Source organism: Promicromonospora sp. Marseille-Q5078, assembly GCF_050315395.1.
Taxonomy (GTDB): domain Bacteria; phylum Actinomycetota; class Actinomycetes; order Actinomycetales; family Cellulomonadaceae; genus Isoptericola.
In genome coordinates this window covers 3,739,520-3,757,236 of the sequence record NZ_JBNPQG010000001.1, presented here as the reverse complement: position 1 = coordinate 3,757,236, position 17,717 = coordinate 3,739,520, and the positions used below count along the sequence as shown (strand labels likewise).

The 17,717-nt window shown below is 75.6% G+C and carries 15 protein-coding genes; 4 read left to right on the top strand and 11 right to left on the bottom strand.

Annotation, left to right across the window (positions count from 1 at the left end):
• Positions 1-112: 112 nt before the first annotated feature.
• The 4 genes from ACQFYA_RS17260 to ACQFYA_RS17245 all read right to left on the bottom strand — a co-directional run bounded on the left by ACQFYA_RS17260 (position 113) and on the right by ACQFYA_RS17245 (position 3,749).
• Complete coding sequence (locus tag ACQFYA_RS17260; protein ID WP_499126206.1) at positions 113-403, bottom strand: WXG100 family type VII secretion target; 291 nt, start codon at positions 401-403, stop codon at positions 113-115.
• A 118-nt stretch (positions 404-521) separates the two neighbouring features.
• Positions 522-1,244 (bottom strand): HD domain-containing protein, encoded by a 723-nt coding sequence (locus ACQFYA_RS17255; protein WP_499126204.1) that lies wholly within the window; start codon positions 1,242-1,244, stop codon positions 522-524.
• 139 nt (positions 1,245-1,383) lie between these two features.
• Positions 1,384-3,018, bottom strand: a complete 1,635-nt coding sequence (locus ACQFYA_RS17250) for a sensor histidine kinase (protein WP_499126202.1) — start codon at positions 3,016-3,018, stop codon at positions 1,384-1,386.
• The gene (locus ACQFYA_RS17245) at positions 3,015-3,749 is read right to left on the bottom strand and encodes a response regulator transcription factor (protein ID WP_499126200.1); all 735 of its coding nucleotides are present in this window, start codon (positions 3,747-3,749) and stop codon (positions 3,015-3,017) included. Before ACQFYA_RS17245 ends, ACQFYA_RS17250 begins: the two co-directional genes overlap by 4 nt.
• A gap of 97 nt (positions 3,750-3,846) precedes the next feature.
• Here ACQFYA_RS17245 and ACQFYA_RS17240 point away from each other — a divergent pair, with 97 nt between their 5' ends.
• Positions 3,847-5,100 (top strand): winged helix DNA-binding domain-containing protein, encoded by a 1,254-nt coding sequence (locus tag ACQFYA_RS17240; protein ID WP_499126198.1) that lies wholly within the window; start codon positions 3,847-3,849, stop codon positions 5,098-5,100.
• 65 nt (positions 5,101-5,165) lie between these two features.
• Here the strand turns inward: ACQFYA_RS17240 and ACQFYA_RS17235 are convergent, their stop codons facing one another.
• From ACQFYA_RS17235 to ACQFYA_RS17225, 3 genes are all read right to left on the bottom strand, one after another.
• Positions 5,166-5,747 carry an NYN domain-containing protein gene (locus tag ACQFYA_RS17235; protein WP_499126196.1) on the bottom strand — a complete coding sequence of 194 codons (582 nt, stop codon included), beginning with the start codon at positions 5,745-5,747 and terminating at the stop codon, positions 5,166-5,168.
• A gap of 135 nt (positions 5,748-5,882) precedes the next feature.
• The gene (locus ACQFYA_RS17230; protein WP_499126195.1) at positions 5,883-6,677 is read right to left on the bottom strand and encodes a PspA/IM30 family protein; all 795 of its coding nucleotides are present in this window, start codon (positions 6,675-6,677) and stop codon (positions 5,883-5,885) included.
• 86 nt (positions 6,678-6,763) lie between these two features.
• A complete protein-coding gene (locus ACQFYA_RS17225) occupies positions 6,764-8,842 on the bottom strand; it encodes a TPM domain-containing protein (RefSeq protein WP_499126193.1) in 2,079 nt (692 codons plus the stop codon).
• A 137-nt stretch (positions 8,843-8,979) separates the two neighbouring features.
• Between ACQFYA_RS17225 and ACQFYA_RS17220 the strand changes: the two genes are divergently transcribed.
• Complete coding sequence (locus ACQFYA_RS17220) at positions 8,980-9,900, top strand: formylglycine-generating enzyme family protein (RefSeq protein ID WP_499126192.1); 921 nt, start codon at positions 8,980-8,982, stop codon at positions 9,898-9,900.
• 9 nt (positions 9,901-9,909) lie between these two features.
• Here ACQFYA_RS17220 and ACQFYA_RS17215 read toward each other — a convergent pair whose 3' ends face one another.
• The 4 genes from ACQFYA_RS17215 to ACQFYA_RS17200 form a co-directional block, all read right to left on the bottom strand.
• Entirely contained in the window at positions 9,910-10,908 is a 999-nt protein-coding gene (locus ACQFYA_RS17215) for a TIGR03557 family F420-dependent LLM class oxidoreductase (protein WP_499126190.1), read from the bottom strand.
• Positions 10,909-10,962: 54 nt separating this feature from the next.
• Complete coding sequence (locus ACQFYA_RS17210; protein ID WP_499126189.1) at positions 10,963-12,642, bottom strand: DNA repair helicase XPB; 1,680 nt, start codon at positions 12,640-12,642, stop codon at positions 10,963-10,965.
• Between the two features lie 104 nt (positions 12,643-12,746).
• Positions 12,747-15,263: a helicase-associated domain-containing protein gene (locus tag ACQFYA_RS17205; RefSeq protein WP_499126188.1), complete on the bottom strand. Its 2,517-nt coding sequence runs from the start codon at positions 15,261-15,263 to the stop codon at positions 12,747-12,749.
• A 116-nt stretch (positions 15,264-15,379) separates the two neighbouring features.
• On the bottom strand, positions 15,380-16,303 hold the full coding sequence (locus ACQFYA_RS17200; RefSeq protein WP_499126186.1) for an NAD-dependent epimerase/dehydratase family protein: 924 nt from the start codon (positions 16,301-16,303) through the stop codon (positions 15,380-15,382).
• A 122-nt stretch (positions 16,304-16,425) separates the two neighbouring features.
• Here ACQFYA_RS17200 and ACQFYA_RS17195 point away from each other — a divergent pair, with 122 nt between their 5' ends.
• Both ACQFYA_RS17195 and ACQFYA_RS17190 read left to right on the top strand, forming a co-directional pair.
• A complete protein-coding gene (locus ACQFYA_RS17195) occupies positions 16,426-17,139 on the top strand; it encodes a TetR/AcrR family transcriptional regulator (protein WP_499126184.1) in 714 nt (237 codons plus the stop codon).
• A 186-nt stretch (positions 17,140-17,325) separates the two neighbouring features.
• A complete protein-coding gene (locus ACQFYA_RS17190) occupies positions 17,326-17,709 on the top strand; it encodes a cold-shock protein (protein WP_499126182.1) in 384 nt (127 codons plus the stop codon).
• Positions 17,710-17,717 lie beyond the last annotated feature (8 nt).

Below are 17,717 nucleotides of genomic sequence, written 5' to 3'. Positions count from 1 at the left end.
GTTCGCCGAGATAGAGAGGCCCTGAGCCCGAGAAAGAGAAGGGGCGGTCCACACCACGTGTGGGCCGCCCCTTCTCTATCTCGGGCTCAGGGCCTCTCTATCTCGGCGGCTGTCAGCGGGCGGCGAAGAGCCGCGTCGCCTGCGCCTCGGCGTCCGCGTAGGTGCGCGAGGCCGACGACAGGGCCGCCGTCACCGCGTCGAGCGCCGCCTCGACCTGGGTCTGCGTGCCCTGCCACTGGCCCATGACGCCGGCGAACTGCGTCGCCGCGCCGCCGTGCCAGCTCGCCTGCAGGTCCTGCAGGTGCCGCATCATCGCCCCCACCTCGGAGCGGATGGCCGCCACGGACCCGTTCACCGCCGCGCTCGCCTGCGCGACCCGCTCGCTGTCGACCTCGTACCGCACGTGTCCTCCTTCGTCGCCGTGCCCCGGGTGGCCGGGGATGCCGGGGACGACGCTACGGAGCGTGCGGGCACCGCGACCGCCGTCGTCCACAGCCTGTGGACGACGCGGCCTGCGCGGGTCAGGAGGCGGAGGGCTCCACCTGCTCCGGGAGCAGGCGCCGCTCCTTGAGGAGGCGGTGCAGCTCGCCGTCGAGGTTCTGCCGCGCGGGCTCCTCCCACGCGGCGCCCATCGGGCTGCGGTAAAGCGAGGAACGCTGCAGCAGCTTCTGCAGCACGCGGATGCGGGCGTCGAGGTAGTCGGTCAGCGGGATGTGCGCGTACTCCGCCCGCACGTTGGCCATGTACTCCCGGTACCGCTGGGGCTCCGACGCCAGCATCGCCAGGTCGGCGTCGTTCAGCACGGCCGAGTCGACGTCGTCGGGCAGCGGCTTGTGGCGGTCGATCGAGTCCACCAGGCGCGCGGTGCGGGCCACCGCGACGGCGGGCACGCCGAGCTCCGTCAGCTGGGTGCGCGCCAGGTTCGCGCTCACCGTGGTCTGCTCACCACCCTGCGTCGCGGCGGCGACCTTGCGCGTCGCGTCGAAGACGGCGCCGTGGTACCAGGCGGCGAGCCGCACCAGGTCGGGCTCGTGCGTCTCCTGGGACAGCTCGTCCACACGGTGCAGCACGTCGGCCAGGTGGCGCAGGTTGTGGAAGTGCCGGTCGGGGGCCGACCACCGGTCGAGGAGGTCCTCCCCGACCGCACGGATCTCCGCCTCGTCGGCGGTGGCGCCGGCACCGTGACAGGTGCGGACGAACGCGGAGAGGAACCACTGGGGCGCGTCGGCGCTCATGACGCCCATCGCAATCAGACCTTCGGTCGCCGGACTCGGACTGTCGTCCTCCGTCAGACTACGACCGCGCACCGACGTCGCACCGCGTCCGGCCGGCGCGCGTCAGGACGGGCGCGTCGGGCGGGGTGCGGTGGCCGAGGTGCGCCGGTCAGGCGGACGAGGACGACGCGTCATCGTAGCGGTCCGCCGCCGGGAGCAGAACTCGCACCGTCATGCCGCCGCCGGGGGTCTCGGCCACCGACACGTGCCCGCGGTGCGCGCCGACGATCGCCGCGACGATCGCCATCCCCAGGCCCGACCCGCCGGACTCCCGGTTGCGCGACGAGTCCGCGCGGTAGAACCGCTCGAACACGCGCTCCGCCTGCTCCGGCGTGATGCCCGCGCCGTGGTCGCGCACCTCCACGACGGCGCCGCCGTCGGCCGCCCGGCCCACCGCCACCTCGGCCGGCGAGCCGGCCGGCGTGTGCCGCGCCACGTTGCCCACGAGGTTGGTGAGCACCTGGCGCAGGCGGTCGGCGTCGCCGGTCACCGCCAGGTCGGAGGGTGCGGCGGAGCCGGCCGTCAGCCCGGTCACGACGACGTCGCGGGTCGGGTCGAGGGCGTGCAGGTCCTGGGCCGCGTCCCGCGCCATCGCCGCCAGGTTCACCGGCTCCTGGCGCATCGGCCGCCCCTCGTCGAGGCGGGCGAGCACCAGCAGGTCGTTGACCAGCGTGCTCATGCGTCGCGCCGAGTCCTCGATCCGGCCCATGGTGTCGTCGACCTTGTCGGGGGTGTCGAGGGCGCCCATCCGGTACAGCTCGCCGTAGCCCTTGACCGTGGCGAGCGGCGTACGCAGCTCGTGGCTCGCGTCGGAGACGAACCGGCGCATGCGGCGCTCCGACTCCTCCTGCGCCGAGAACGCGCGCTCGATCTGCGCCAGCATCGAGTTCAGCGACGCCGACAGCGAGCCCACCTCCGTCGACGGGGGACGCTCCGGCACGCGCTGGGAGAGGTCGCCCGCGGCGATCTCCGCCGCCGTGGCCTCGATGCGCCGCAGCGGACGCAGCGAGCGGTGCACGAGGACGAACGAGATCGCGCCGCCCACGATCACGATGCCGAGCGCCGAGAACAGCAGGGAGCGCGTGAGGTAGGCGACGGTCTGCTGGACGCTGGCGAGCGGGTACGCGACGTACGCGACGACCTGGTTCGTCGGGTCGGCGAGAGGCGCGACCCGCCACTGGGTGGGTGTCGTGCCCCCCGAACCCTCGACCGTGAAGGGGTCGCCGTGCCTGGCCTTGACCTCGGTGTAGGTCTCGACGGGGATGTCCGGTGTGCCGTACCGCTCGATGTTCGGCTGCCAGCCGATCGGGTCGCTGCTGAGCTCGCCGGTCGCGTCCCGGAAGATCACGACGTAGTCGGTGGGCGGCCCGGAGGTGGGGGAGTCCGACTGCCGCAGGGTGAGCTGCGCCAGTCCCTGCGCGGACTGGCGCAGCTGCTGGTCCACCTGGTCGATCAGGTAGCCGGAGACGACGGTGCGCGTCACGACCGCCGCCAGGATCAACCCGGCCGCGAGCACGAGCACCGTGATCGTGACGAGCCGCGTGCGCAGCGGCAGTCGCTCCATCCACGTCCAGCGCCGGGACGGCGTGCCCTGTCCGCCGTCGCCGTCGGTCGCGGGCACCGCCGCCGACCGCGGGTCGGCGGGCAGGGCGCGGCCGTCCGGCGTCGTCCCCACCGGCGCGGTGCCGGGGGGCGGCGTCGGGCCCGCCGTCGTCCCCGGGGCGCCGGGCGTGGGGGTGCTCATCGCGCCTGGGGGGCCCGGAGCAGGTAGCCGACGCCGCGCTTGGTGTGGATGAGCGGGGGCAGCGTGACGTCGTCGCCGTCGGGTCCGGTGACGGTGAGGTTGTCGATCTTGCGGCGCAGGTACGAGATGTACGACTCGACGATGTTGGCGTCGCCGCCCCAGTCGTACTGCCACACGTGGTCGAGGATCTGGGCCTTGGAGAGCACGCGCCCTGCGTTCAGCATGAGATAGCGCAGCAGCTTGAACTCGGTGGGGGAGAGGTCCACCTCGACGCCGGCGCGGCGCACCTCGTGCGAGTCCTCGTCGAGCTCGAGGTCGCCGACGCGCACGACGGCGTCGTCCTCGGGCTCGCCCGCGTGGGTGCGGCGCAGCACCGCGCGGATGCGGGCCACGACCTCCTCGAGGCTGAACGGCTTGGTGACGTAGTCGTCGCCGCCGACCGTGAGCCCCTGCACCTTGTCCTGCGTGTCGTCGCGGGCGGTGAGGAACAGCACGGGGGTGTGCCGGCCGGTGGAGCGCATACGGCGGGTCACGGTGAAGCCGTCCATGTCGGGCAGCATCACGTCGAGCACGACCAGGTCGGGCTCGACGTCGCGGACGAGCTGCAGCGCCCCGTTCCCGTCAGCGGCCGCGTGCACCTCGAACCCGGCGAAACGCAGGGAGGTGGACAGCAGCTCGCGGATGTTGGGCTCGTCGTCCACGACGACGAGACGTGCCTCTGGTGCGCTCATGTTTCTCAGTGTGCGTCTGAGCCCTGGGCGTTGCCTGGGAACAGCCTCGGACGGTCCTGGCGTCTCCCGTGTGGGTGCCGGGCAGCATGATGGGCGGGTGCGGATCACGGGGGAGCAGCGCCGACGGCGCCTGGTCGTACGGCAGCTCGCGCTCGGCGTCGACCGGCCCGGCGCGCCCGCGGCGACGACCCCGGAGGAGGTCACCCGACGGCTCGTCGCGCTGCACGCGACCGAGGCGCCCAGCGTGCACCTCGCGGTCCTCGCCCGGGTGCCGGGCCTCACGTTGGACGACGTGCGGGACGCGCTGTTCGCGCGCCGCAGCCTCGTCAAGGTGCTGGCGATGCGGCGCACGATGTTCGTCGTGCCGCGGGACGTCGTGCCGGTGGTGCACGCGGCGGCGTCGGCCGCGGTGGCGCGCCGGCTGCGGACGCGGCTGCTCAAGGAGCTCGCGACGCTGCCGACCGACCCGCCCGTCGCGGACCCCGAGGGCCTGCTCGCCGCCGCCGAGGCGCAGGTGCGCGCCGCCCTCGTGGAGCAGGGGCCGCTCGACGGCGCGCAGCTCTCGCGGGCCGTGCCCCTGCTGCGCACGGCCTTCCTGCCCACCACCGACAAGGCGTGGGACGTGCGCCGCACCATGACGTCCCCGCTGCTGTCCCTGCTGTCGGCCGAGGGCGCCGTGGTCCGGGGCGAGCCGCGCGGCGCGTGGACGTCCCCGCGGCACGTGTGGTCGCCGATGACGGACTGGTTCCCGGACGGGATCCCGGAGCTTGACGAGGACGCGGCGCGCATCGAGCTCGCGCGCGTGTGGCTGGACGCGTTCGGGCCGGCCACGATCGTGGACCTCCGGTGGTGGACCGGGTGGAACCTCGGTCAGGCGCGCCGCGCCGTCGCCGCGCTCGACGTGCGCGAGGTGGAGGTCGAGGTCGGGGCGCCCGGCGGGGACGCCGCCGTCGCCGACGGCGTCGTCCTGCGCTCCACCGACCTCGACGAGGCCCTCGACCCCGCCCTGGACGACCTCGTCGCCGGGCACGCCGCGCTGCTGCCGACCCTCGACCCCACGACGATGGGCTGGACCGCCCGCGACTGGTACCTGGGCCCGCACCGGCCGCAGCTCTTCGACAGCGCGGGCAACGCGGGCGCGACCGTCTGGTGGCAGGGCCGGGTCGTCGGCGCGTGGGCCGTGCGGCCCGGCGGCGACGTCGTGTGGCGGCTGCTCGAGGACGTCGGCACCGACGGCGAGGCTGCCGTCGCCGCCGAGGCCGCGCGGATCACCCGCGTCCTCGGCGGCAGCAGCTTCACGCCCGGCTACGTGACCCCGCTGTACCGCGAGCTGCTCGCCGCCGGTGGTTGAGCCCGTCGTCGCCGGTGGTTGAGCCTGTCGAAACCCGACCTCGACCCTTCGACAGGCTCAGGGCCTCAGAGGTAGCGCAGCGGGTCGAACTCGTCGAGCGGGATGATCCGCACGCGCGGCAGCGGGGTGGTGAACGCGTCGGCGTCGCCCTCGAGGTCGAACATCTCCAGCCCGCGCTCCGTGAGCTGCGAGAACTGGCCGTTGACGAACTCGCGGAACGCCAGCAGGCCCACGCGGCGCTCGTCGCCGAGCAGCGCCTCGATCTGCGGCAGGAAGTCGCCGTCGTGGCTCGCGAGCAGGACGTCGCCGTCCCGGTCGGCCAGCGCCTCCAGCGTGCGCTGGATACCGACGTCGACCACCTTCTCGGTGCCCGACGACGCCAGCGGGATCGGCTTGTACCCCATCGCCAGCAGCGCCTGCACGAACGCCATCGGCATCTGCCCGCTGCTCGCGTTGAGGAAGAACAGCGGGACGACGTCCTGGTCCCAGAGCTTCCGCGCGAACGTCGAGATGCGGTCCCAGCGCGGCCGCTCCTCCGGGTTGGGCCGCCGGTTGAGCACGTTCATGCCCAGCGTGGCGTCGATGTTCTCGCCGTCCACCAGGAGGTAGGTGCGGCGCGCCGCCACCTCCGTGGGGGCGCGCCGCACCTACCTCCTGGTGGACCGGGGCGGTGAAGGCGGGGGACATGCTGCCCAGCGTATCCGTCCCACACACGCGAGATAGAGAACCCGTCCCCGCGAGATAGAGAGCGGGCAGACCGCCGACGACGGTCCGCCCGCTCTCTATCTCGCGGGGACGGGTTCTCTATCTCGCGGAAGCGGGGTCAGGGCTGGTCCGTCGTCGGGGAGATCTGCGGCGCCGGCGCTGCCGGCCTTGAGGGCGGCGAGGCGGGCCTCGAGCTCGATGTCCGCGTCGGAGGACTCCAGCTCCGCGAACTGCGCGTCCAGGGAGGACGCGGCGATCTCGGCCTGGCCCATCGCCATCGCCTCCTCGCGGCGCACGGTGTCCTCGAAGCGGGAGATCTCGCTGGTCGGGTCGAGCACGTTGATGGAGCTGATCGCGCCCTGCACGGTCTGCTGCGCCTGCGCGGCCTTCTGCCGGGCCACGAGCTGGTCGCGCTTCGACTTCAGCTCGCCCAGCTTGTCCTTCATCGCGGCGAGGCCGGACTTGAGCTTCTCGACCGTGACGCGCTGCTGCTCGATCATCGGCTGGGCCGTCTTGACCTCCGACTCGGCGTCGAGCTGCTTGCGCAGGGCCACCTTGGCGAGGCGGTCGAACTTGTCGGCGTCGACCGCGTTGCCGGACGTCCGGTACTCGTCGGCCTTCCGCGACGCGGCGAGGGCCTTGGTGCCCCACTCGCTCGCGGCGGCGACGTCCTCGTTGTAGTCCTGCTCGGCCAGGCGCAGGTTGCCGATGGTCTGCGCGATCGCCTGCTCCGCCTCCGCGATGTTGTTCGTGTAGTCGCGCACCAGCTGGTCGAGCATCTTCTGCGGGTCCTCGGCCCGGTCCAGCAGCGAGTTGATGTTCGCCTTCGCGAGCTGGCTGATGCGCCCGAGGATGCTCTGCTTCTGCGTCATGGTCGTGCTTCCTTCCGTCGCCCTGCTGCGTGGTGTGTCGTCGTCTCGTCCCTGCCAGAACGCGTGCCGCCGAGGTCGAGTTCCGCTCAGAACCGGCCGCCGCGCGACCTCCCGCCCCGGCCGCCGCCGCTGCGGCCTCCGCCCCCGAACCCGCCGCCGCCGCGGCCCCCGCCGAAGCCGCCACCGAAGCCGCCGCGACGACGCCCGCCGTAGCCGCCCATGCCGCCCCCGATGCCGCCGCCGATGCCGCCCCCGGATCCGCGCAGCACGGAGTCGAGCAGGATGCCGCCCAGCACCATCCCGCCGACGTTCGGGCCGCCCGACCGGCCGCCCTGGGACATGCCCCACGACGACGTGTCCTGCTCCGCGGCCTGGGCCGCCTGCTGGGCGTACCGCTCGGCCTGCTGGGCGAGCCCGAGGGCCGCCGTCGGGTCCTGGGCCTGCAGCGACCGGGCCTCGGCGACCAGGCGCGCGGCCTCGGCCAGGCGGGTCCGCGCCTCGGTGCCGACGGCGCCGCGGCGCGTCGCCACGTAGTCCTGGGTGGCGCGCACCTGCGAGTCGGCCCGGCCGAGCGTGTCGCGCAGGAGGGCACGGGCGCGGGCGTCCGACTCGGCCTTCTCCCGGGCGGGCGCGAGCGCGGTGTCGAGAGCGGCCTCGGCGGCGGTGAGGCGGTGCAGCGCCGCGAGCGGGTCGCCGCCGGAGCGCGCGTCGCGCGCCTGCGCCATCGCGGCCTCGGCCTCGGTGAGCGCCGCGGCGACGGCGGCGCGGTCGGGCGCGGGCCCGTCGCCGGCGGGCACCCCGGGCGGCGCGAGCCGGGCCGCGTCGGCCACGTCCTGCCCGATCGACGCCAGCCCCTTGTCCAGGTCCGCCCCGGCCGACGCGAGCTGCGAGCCCGCCTGGTCGACGGCGTCCAGCAGGGTGGCCGCCTGGCCGAGGGCGTTCTGGGCCGCCCGCAGGTGCGCGACGGCGGCCGGCGCGGTGCGGCCCGTGAGCGCGGCGCGGCCGGTGGCGACGGCGTCGCGCGCGTGCGCCGCCAGCGCCGTCGCCTGGTCCGTGTTGCCGGCGACCGACGCCAGCGCCGACGCCGGGTACGTGGACGCGAGCCCGGCGAGCGTCTCGCGCGCCACCCCCACGCGCGCCTCGATCTCGCCGGCGCGCTGCTCGGCCTCGTCGAGCAGCTGCGGCGCCCGCTGCTGCAGGGAGCGCAGCTCGTCGAAGGCGTCCGTCTGCTCGTCCAACGACGCGCCCGCGCGCTCGCACAGCTCGAGGACGCCGACCAGCAGCTGCCGGCGGTGGGGCTCGTCCTCGGGCACGTCGTCGTCCAGCTCCTGGCGCAGGTGGAAGGCCTGCGCCACGTCGGCCTTCGCGGCCTCGAGCGCGGCGGAGAAGTCCTGCGTGGCCTCGAGGCCGAACTCCGCCTGCGCGAAGCCCAGCTCCTGCTCCGACGTGCGCACGGCGTCGTCGATCCCGACGAGGGCGGTGCCGACGCGGCGCTCGAGCTCCTCCGTCGGGAGGGCGGCGAGGCCGTCCGGCCCCGCCCCGGCGGCTCCGTCCCGGGCCCGGCGGCGCGAGCGGTACCAGAGCCAGCCGCCCACCCCGACCGCGGCCACCACGACCACGCCGGCGACGGCGCCCCAGGGCACGCCGCCGCCCGACGACGACCCGCCCCCGGTGCGCACGGTGTCCGCCGCAGCGATCGCGGCGCCCGCCCAGTCGTCGTCGCGCAGGTGGTCCTCGACCGTCGCCTCGACGGCGTCGAGCTCGGCGTCGGAGATCGCGGCGTTGGTGTCCACGGAGAGCCCGTACACCTGGTCCTGGGTCGCGACGGCGAGCAGCAGGTCGTTCACCCCGAGCGAGGCGTCGGTCGCGGTGCGGTTCGCCCAGTCGCGGCCGTCCGTGCCGTCGAACGAGTCCACGTACACGACGAACAGCTGGTACGGCGTCTCGTCCGCGAGGCTGTCGAGCGCCGTCTGCACCTCGGCCTCGTCGCCGTCGAGCACTCCCGACTGGTCGGTGATCTCGGAGTCGAGCTGGGTCAGGGGCGGGACGGCGGAGGCGCTGAGCGCGAGCAGGGCCGTGCCGGCGAGCGCCAGCAGGAGGGCCAGCACGCACGCGCCGACGGCCGCTGCGCCGCGGCGCGGTGCGGCGGGAACAGGGGGATTCACGACCCGATCGTGTCGCGCACGGGGAGGCGACGCAATCGCGGCGCCGTGCCGTCCCACCTGCGGTGCCTCTCCGGCCGGCGATGCCGCCCGCACGCCGTCCGCACATCGCCCCGTCGGCGGACCGTACGATCGAGGGCGTGACCGACGACCCCCTCCGCGCGCCCGGCAACGGGCCCTCGCCGCTGCGCCTGTCCCTGCCCTCCGCACGCCGGGTCGGGCCGCGCAGCGCGGAGGCCGAGGCGCGCGTGACGGCGGGACTCGTGGGGTTGCCCGGCGGCACGTTCGACATGGGCAGCGAGGACCCGGACGTCAACCCGGGTGACGGCGAGGGTCCGGTGCGCCCGGTGCCCGTGGAGCCGTTCCGGGTGGCGCCCACGACGGTGACCAACGCCGACTTCGCGCGGTTCGTGGCCGACACCGGCTACCGCACGCAGGCGGAGGAGTTCGGGTGGAGCTTCGTGTTCCACCTGTTCGTCCCCGAGGACGTCGAGGTGCGCGGGTCGGCCGCGGGCACGCCCTGGTGGCTCGCCGTCGACGGCGCGACCTGGAGCCGCCCCGAGGGGCCCGCCTCCACCGTCGACGACCGCGCCGACCACCCCGTGGTGCACGTGTCCCGCGAGGACGCGCTGGCGTACTGCGCCTGGTCGGGCACGCGCCTGCCCACCGAGGTGGAGTGGGAGTACGCGGCCCGCGGTGGCCTGCGCGGCAGGCGGTACGCGTGGGGCGACGAGCTCACGCCCGGCGGCGTGCACATGTGCAACATCTGGCAGGGCACGTTCCCGCGGGTGAACACCGCCGAGGACGGGCACGTGGGCACCGCGCCCGTCGGGTCCTTCCCGGCCAACGGGTACGGCCTGCACGACGTGGCGGGCAACGTGTGGGAGTGGACCGCCACCCCGTGGGACCCCCGGGCCCACGACGTGTGGGTGGTGCGCGGCGGCTCGTACCTGTGCCACGACTCGTACTGCAACCGCTACCGGGTGGCCGCGCGCACGCGGAACACCGGTGACTCGTCGTCCGGCAACACCGGGTTCCGCGTCGTCGCCGACGCCTGCTGACCCCGGCGGTCAGGCGCCGTCGTCGGCCGGAGCGGCGGCTCGGAGCCTCTCGAGCAGCGGGCCGGCGGCCTCGCCGAGGAACGTGTCCTGGCCCTCGCCCCCGATCTGCACCAGGGCCAGGTCGGTGAACCCCGCCTCCCAGTAGGAGGAGGCCGCCTCGACGATCGCGTCGAGGTCGGGCCCGCAGGGGATCGACTCCGCGACGTCCTCGGGACGGACGAACGACGTGGCGCGCCCGAACGCCTCCGTCGTCGGCAGGTTGGCGTTCACGGGCCAGCCGAGGCCGAACCAGCGGAACTGCTCGTGGGCACGGCCGACCGCGACGTCCCGGTCGGGGTCCCAGGAGATCGGCATCTGGCCGATCTTCCGCGACGGCGGCAGGGTCGCGTCGGCGCGGACCTCGTCCCAGCGCTCCAGGAGGCCGGCCTTCGGCTCGGTGGCGACCAGGTGGTCCGCGAGCGCGGCGAGGTGCTCGACCGACTGCCGCCCGGACACGGCGACGCCGATCTCGACGGGGTCCTCGGGCAGGTCCCAGAGCCGCGCCGAGTCGACCTGGAAGTGGTCGCCCCGGTAGCTGATCAGGTCGCCGGTGAACAGGGCGGAGACGATCTCGATCGCCTCGGAGAGCAGCTCGTGGCGCTCGTCGACGGCCGGCCAGCCCGCCCCGACGACGTGCTCGTTGAGGTTCTCGCCCGAGCCGAGGCCGAGGGTGAACCGGCCGTCGGAGAGCACCCCGAGGGTGGCCGCCTTCTGGGCCACCACCGCCGGGTGGTACCGCAGGGTCGGGCACGTCACGTACGTCATGAGGCCGACACGCTCCGTGGCGTGGGCCACCGCCCCCAGCACGCTCCACGCGTACGGGGAGTGCCCCTGCGCGTCGAGCCACGGGAAGTAGTGGTCGCTCATGACCTCGAAGTCGAAGCCGACCCGCTCGCCGTGCACCGCGTGCTCGACGAGATCCTTCGGGCCGGCCTGCTCGGTCATCAGGGTGTAGCCGAATCGGGTCATGCCGCCACCGTGCGACCCGGTCCGGATGCCCGCACCTCGGGCGGCGGCGCGACGTCAGGCGACGGCGTCCAGGTCCTCCGCGTCGACGATGCGGTACGCGTACCCCTGCTCGGCGAGGAACCGCTGCCGGTGGGCGGCGAAGTCCTGGTCCACCGTGTCGCGCGCGACGACGGCGTAGAAGTGCGCCGTCCGACCGTCCGCCTTGGGCCGCATGACACGCCCCAGCCGCTGCGCCTCCTCCTGGCGGGAGCCGAACGACCCGGACACCTGGATCGCCACGGACGCCTCGGGCAGGTCGATGGAGAAGTTCGCGACCTTCGACACCACGAGCCGGTTGATCTCGCCCGACCGGAACGCCTCGAACAGCCGCTGGCGCTCGCGGACGGTGGTCGCGCCGGTGATGAGCGGCGCGTCGAGGTGCGCGCTGAGCTCCTCGAGCTGGTCGATGTACTGCCCGATGACGAGCACCTGGTCGTCCGGGTGCTGCGCGACGATCTGCTCGACGACGCGGTTCTTGCCCGGCGCGCACGCGGCGAGCCGGTACTTGTCCTCCGGCTCGGCCGTCGCGTAGACCATGCGTTCGTGCTCGGGGAGCGTGAGGCGCACCTCGACGCAGTCGGCGGGCGCGATGTACCCCTGCGCCTCGATGTCCTTCCACGGGGCGTCGTACCGCTTGGGCCCGATGAGGCTGAACACCTCGTCCTCGCGGCCGTCCTCGCGCACGAGCGTGGCGGTGAGGCCGAGGCGGCGGCGCGCCTGCAGGTCCGCCGTCATGCGGAAGATCGGCGCGGGCAGCAGGTGCACCTCGTCGTAGAGGACGAGGCCCCAGTCGCGGGCGTCGAGCAGCTCGAGGTGGCTGTACACGCCCTTCCGCTTGGTGGTCAGCACCTGGTAGGTCGCGATGGTGACGGGCTTGATCTCCTTGCGGGCGCCGGAGTACTCGCCGATCTCGTCCTCGGTGAGGCTGGTGCGCCGCACCAGCTCGTCGCGCCACTGCCGGGCGCTGACGGTGTTGGTCACGAGGATGAGCGTCGTGGTGCCGGACTTCGCCATCGCGCCCGCGCCGACGATCGTCTTGCCGGCGCCGCAGGGCAGCACGACGACGCCGGAGCCGCCGTGCCAGAAGCCGTCCACCGCCTGCGCCTGGTACGGGCGCATCTCCCACTCCTTCGGCTCCTCGGTGGGGGTGCGCGGGTGGGTGGGGGAGGCGAGGGCGATCTCGTGCTTCTCGCCGTCGACGTACCCGGCGAGGTCCTCGGCCGGCCAGCCGAGCTTCACCAGGACCTGCTTCAGGTGGCCGCGCTCGGACGGGTGCACGACGACGGTCGTCTCGTCGACGCGCTCGCCCACCAGGCCGGCGGTGCGCTTCGACTTGAGCACCTCGGCGAGCACGGCGCGGTCCGTGGCCTCCAGCACCAACCCGTGCGTGGGGTGCGTGGCCAGGGTGAGCCGCCCGTAGCGGCCCATGGTCTCGGCGACGTCGATGAGCAGCGCGTGCGGCACCGGGTAGCGCGAGTACTCGATGAGCGTGTTCACGACCTGCTCCGCGTCGTGCCCCGCGGCGCGCGCGTTCCACAGCCCCAGGCTCGTGAGCCGGTAGGTGTGCACGTGCTCCGGCGCGCGCTCCAGCTCCGCGAACGGCGCGATGGCGCGGCGGGCGTCGTCGCCGCGGGGGTGGTCCACCTCCAGCAGGATGGACTTGTCGCTCTGCACGATGAGCGGGCCGTCGGTCATGCGGCTCCTTCCGAGGGGTGGTGATCCAGGGTCTCAACGCCGGAGGCGGGCGCCGTTGTTCCGGGGCTGCTGCTCGCGCCCGCTCCGTGCCGTCCCGTCGCCGGTCAGCCGTCCGCCGGCTCGACGGCGGCGATGCGGTGCACGGCGACGGTGAGCTCCGCCTCCCGCGCGGGGTCGAGGGCGCGCAGCCGACCGCCGTCCAGCCGCAGCGGCTTGAGCGCGCGCCGCTCCAGGGTGCCCGAGGCGCCCACCATCTCGATCCACACCAGGCGGCCGTCGCGCAGCGCGTCGTGCAGGGTGGCCAGCGCGTCGCCGGGCTCGGGCGTGCGCGTCCGGCCGCCGGCCCTCGCACCGTTCGCCCCCGCACCGTTCGCCCCCGCACCGTTCGCGCCGGAGCCGCGGCCGTTCGTGCCGGGGCGGCCCCCGCCCGCGGCGGGAGCGGGAGGCCGTGCCCCGGCCAGGCGGTCGACGGCCGTCTCGTCGCCGGAGTCGGCCGCGCGCAGCCGGGCGACGAGGGCCGCACGCCCGTCGTCGGACGTCGGCTCGGGCTCGGCGGACGGGCCGCGGCGGGCGTCGCGGCTGCCCCGGTCGAGGCGCGGCGGGCGGCGCAGGCGGGCGCTGAGCACGCGGCCGTCGGGGCCCTCGACGGCGGACAGCAGGCCGCGGGCGCGCAGCGCGTCGTGCAGCTCGACGGCGGGCACGGACGCGGCGAGCACCGTCGGGGCGAGGCGCACCAGGCCGAGGTGCGCGAGGCGCGGGTCCGCCGCGAGCCCGGCCAGCACCGCCGGGTCGGCGGCGCGCACGTACGACCCGGCCGAGCCGACGCGCAGCGACTCGTGCCGCCGCGCCGTGTCCCGCACCAGGTACTCCAGCGGCTGGGGCACGGGCACGCGGGAGCGACGGGCGAGGGCGTCGAGCAGCTCGTCCGCGGTCGTGCCGTGGTCCAGGGCGCGGGTGACCGACGCCGGCGAGAAGCGCACGGTCGTCGCCGCGCCGCGCGACTCCACGTCGGCCGACCGGCCCAGCAGCACCGCCAGCGCCTGCGACGGACGGCCCGGCACGATGCCGGTGAGGTCGCCCTGCAGCAGCACCTCGTCGACCTCGGGCGGCAGCGCGTCGCGCATCGCGGCCTCGAGGGCGGGCCGGCCCGCACCGTCGCGCACGGCGGCGCCCGGCCCGGACAGCGCCCCCGCGCCGGTCGCGCCGAGCAGCGCGGCCTCGGCCAGCAGGCCCGCCACCGCCTGCTCGGGCGGCACGGTGCGCGGCGCGTGCCAGCGCAGCACCGTCATCACGGCGTCGAGGTCGAGGGCGGTGCCCGGCTGCGCGGCGAGGACGTCGAGCACCTGGCGGCGCAGGCGCGGCACCCATCCGCGGTGCAGGTCGCCGGAGAGCGGGGCCCGCAGCGCGCCCTTCTCGTCGCGCGACCCGACCAGCCACGGCGTGCGGCGCGAGGCGGCCCACGCGGAGGCGAGCAGGGCCCAGCGCTCGGCGTCGTCCATGCCCTCCCAGGCGTCGGCGACCGTCGTGGGCCGGTACGACGGCGGAGCCTCGCCGTCGTCGGCCACGACGCCCGCCGCGGCGGCCAGCTCGACGACGAACGCCGTGCGGGCCTCGTCCGCACCGAGCGCCTGGGCGGTGCGGCGAAGGTCGCGCACGCCGAGCCCGCCGCTGCGCAGGACGGGGGGTGCGGCCTCGTCCCACGCGGCGACGAGCAGGTCCACCCGGCGCACGAGGTCGAGCGCGGCGCTCGCGGCCTCGCCGTCGGCCACGACCTGGGGGATCGAGCGGCCGCCCGGCCGCGGCGGGACGAGCTCGGGGGCGCGGTGCGTGCGACCGCCGCGCAGCGCGAGGCCGACGTCGCGGGGCAGCGTCACGTGCCGGGCGTCCGTGCGCAGCAGCAGCCGCGCGTCGACGAGGGCGTCCACCGCCTCCCGCGCGGGCGTCCCCGGCGCGGGGACCAGGCCGATCGGCGGGCCCCACGCGAGCGCGTCGAGCACCTCGCGCCCGCCGGGGGGCAGGTCCTCGGGCCGAGCGTCGTACTCCGTCGCCTTCCGGCCCTCCGAGGGCGACGAGGTACGACGCTCGGCCGGGCGGACCGGGCCGAGCCCTGCGGGGTGCGGGCCGAGCACGTCGTCCAGGCCGGGCGCGGGCCGCAGGTCCGGGTGGCCGGGGTCGCCGGCGTCCCACAGCAGGGCCGCGGCCAGCGCGTCGGCGAGGACGCGCTCGACGACGGACCCGGGGTCCGGCGCGTCCGTCGGGTCGGCCGGCTCCGTCGCGTCCGTGGGGCCCGCCTCGTCCGCGCCGACCGCGTGCCGCACGTCGTCGGGCGTGACGGGCGCGTCGCCGGAGAGCGCGACCACGGCCTCGAGGGCCTGCAGGGTCCGCGCGTCCGCGTGCGCGATCGCGCGCTCGAGCGCGGTGCGGCTGGACGCGCGCGCGGCGAGCGAGCGCAGCGTGGACGGCGACGGCGTGGCCAGGTCGGGGCGGGCGCGCAGCAGGGCGAGCAGCGCGTCGTCGTCGCGCGTGCGGATCGCCTCGGTGAAGGTGCGGGGCGCGGCCGTGGCGCCGGCGCCGCCCGCGACGTCGGCCTCCGCCGTGCCCCGGGGCGACGTGCTGGCCATCTGATCGATGCTACGCGCCGCTCGACCACTGCCGAGCAGGCGGTGGGCACCGTGACGGGCGGCCTCCGAGCGCGACAGCGGTGTCGACCGCCTGTTCGGCGACCGCGGAGCGGCGGTCAGCCCTGCGCCGTGCGGCGGCACACCTCCTCCCAGGGGGTCGGCTCGATGACCCATCGGGCTCGGGCCGCGGAGTCGTCGAGCACGTACGGCCGCTCCCACTGGTAGATGAGCTCGCGCAGCTCCCGCAGCAGGGGGGAGAAGGCCGCGGCCGCCGCCAGCGCGGGCCCGCGCAGCGAGCCGACGCGCACGGGCGGGTGCCCGGCGGCGGCCAGCACGTCGGCCAGGGCACGGGCCTGGGTCCGCGGCGCGTCGCTCGGCACGTGCCAGGTGCGGCCGTGCGAGCCCGGGTCCTCGGCCGCGGCGACGAGCGTGCGCGCGACGTCGCCCACGTCGGTGAACGTGTGGGGCAGGTCGGTGCGCCCCATCATCGTCACGCGCCGGCCGCGCAGGGCCGTCGGGAGGACGCGCGAGACGTGGCCGTTGCCGCCCACGCCCGGGCCCAGGTAGTCGGAGGCGCGCACCTCGACCGCGCCGCGCAGCCGCCCGTCGTCGAACGCCTGCCGGGCGTCGGCCCACAGCCGCGCGCGCAGCCGGCCCTTGTGGTCGGTGGCCGCGTCGGGCAGGTCCTCGGTCATCGGGCCGTCCACCGGCCCGTAGGGATAGAGGTTGCCGGTGATCGCGTAGACCGCGCCCGTGCGCTCGGCCGCGGAGAGGAACGCGGCCGCGAGCGGCGGCCAGGCGCGCTCCCACTGCGTGTAGTCGCCGGGGTTGGCGCAGTTGTAGAGGACGTCGGCGCCGTCGGCCGCGCGGGCGAGCGCATCGGCGTCGGAGGCGTCGACGGCCGCGTGCGCGACGCCGGCGACCCCGGTGTCGCGTCCCGAGCGCGTGACGACGGTGACGTCGGAGCCGCGCGCGGCGAGCAGCGCGGCGACGTGCCGGCCGACGGGGCCGGCGCCGACGACGAGGTGGCGATCGGTCATGACGGGTGCTCCAATCCGAGAGCAGTGCTCTCTGTCGAGACGATCGTGGCACCTCCGTCCCGGTCTGGCAAGAGCACCGCTCTCATTTGTGGTCACTGCTCTCTCGTGCCAGGGTGGGGCGCATGCCCGACGCCCCTCGCACCGCCCGCGCCCTCGCCCGCGAGACGCTCACCCGCGAGATCCGGGCCGCCGCCCGCGTGCGCCTCGCGACCGACGGCCCGGCCGCGCTGTCCCTGCGTGCCGTCGCCCGCGACGTCGGGATGGTCTCCTCGGCCGTCTACCGGTACTTCCCGAGCCGCGACGCGCTGCTCACCGCGCTGATCGTCGAGTGCTACGACGAGCTGGGGGACGCGGTCGAGGCGGCCGACGCCGCGGTCGTCGACCGTGACGACGTCGCCGCCCGGTGGCTCGCCGCCTGCCACGCGCTGCGGTCGTGGGCCGTGGCGCACCCCGGCGAGCTCGGCCTGCTCTACGGCACCCCCGTGCCCGGGTACGCCGCGCCGCGCGACACCGTCGACCCGGCCACCCGGGTGGTGCGCGCGCTGCTGGCGGTCGTGGCGCGCGCCCACGAGGCGGGGGCGACCCCGCGCCCGGCTCCCGCCGGCGCCCCCGACGCCACCGCCGCCGTCGGCCCGGCCCGCGAGTTCGCCGCCGAGCGCGGGATCGTCACCGACGCCCCCACGGAGCTGGTGGCCCGCACGCTCATGGCCTGGACCACGCTGTTCGGCACGGTGTCGTTCGAGCTGTTCGGCCACCTCGTCGGCTCCGTGGCCGACCCCGAGGCCTGGTACGACGCCGTCGCGCGCCGCCTCGCCGCCGACCTCGGCATCGGCTGACGGGTCCTGCGCAGGAGGCGGCCGGGCGGCGAACCGGACCGTGCGCGGACCGATGCGGCACCCTGCCGCACCGGCCGGTAGCCTGAGCGTCTGGCCGCGTGCCGGGCGATCGCCCGGACTGCGGCCGGATCCGGCTCCGCGCACCGGCGCGGCGTCGCAGTCGACGACGAGCACGAAGAGGTTGAGGTGCCCACCGGCAAGGTCAAGTGGTACGACGCGGAGCGCGGGTTCGGCTTCATCGCCAACGAGGACGGCGGGGAGATCTTCCTGCACGCCTCCGCGCTGCCGACGGACGTGACGGGCGTCAAGCCCGGCGCGCGGGTCGAGTTCGGCGTGGCCGACGGACGCCGCGGACCGTCGGCGCTCGCGGTGAAGCTGCTCGACCCGGCCCCCTCCGTGGCCAAGGCCAAGCGCAAGGCGCCGTCGGAGATGGCCGGCATCGTCGAGGACCTCATCAAGGTGCTCGACCACGTGGGCGACCAGCTGAAGCGGGGCAAGTACCCGGAGGCCACGGCGGGCAAGCGCGTCGCGACGCTGCTGCGCGCCGTCGCCGACGACCTCGACTCCTGATCGTCGCG

Excerpts from the sequence above, each read along its gene's own strand:
- ACQFYA_RS17215 (WP_499126190.1), bottom strand. The coding sequence starts at position 10,908 with ATGACCCGATTCGGCTACACCCTGATGACCGAGCAGGCCGGCCCGAAG.
- ACQFYA_RS17205 (WP_499126188.1), bottom strand. The coding sequence starts at position 15,263 with ATGGCCAGCACGTCGCCCCGGGGCACGGCGGAGGCCGACGTCGCGGGC.
- ACQFYA_RS17250 (WP_499126202.1), bottom strand. The coding sequence starts at position 3,018 with ATGAGCACCCCCACGCCCGGCGCCCCGGGGACGACGGCGGGCCCGACG.
- ACQFYA_RS17230 (WP_499126195.1), bottom strand. The coding sequence starts at position 6,677 with ATGACGCAGAAGCAGAGCATCCTCGGGCGCATCAGCCAGCTCGCGAAG.
- ACQFYA_RS17245 (WP_499126200.1), bottom strand. The coding sequence starts at position 3,749 with ATGAGCGCACCAGAGGCACGTCTCGTCGTCGTGGACGACGAGCCCAAC.
- ACQFYA_RS17255 (WP_499126204.1), bottom strand. The coding sequence starts at position 1,244 with ATGGGCGTCATGAGCGCCGACGCGCCCCAGTGGTTCCTCTCCGCGTTC.
- ACQFYA_RS17195 (WP_499126184.1), top strand. The coding sequence starts at position 16,426 with ATGCCCGACGCCCCTCGCACCGCCCGCGCCCTCGCCCGCGAGACGCTC.
- ACQFYA_RS17200 (WP_499126186.1), bottom strand. The coding sequence starts at position 16,303 with ATGACCGATCGCCACCTCGTCGTCGGCGCCGGCCCCGTCGGCCGGCAC.
- ACQFYA_RS17210 (WP_499126189.1), bottom strand. The coding sequence starts at position 12,642 with ATGACCGACGGCCCGCTCATCGTGCAGAGCGACAAGTCCATCCTGCTG.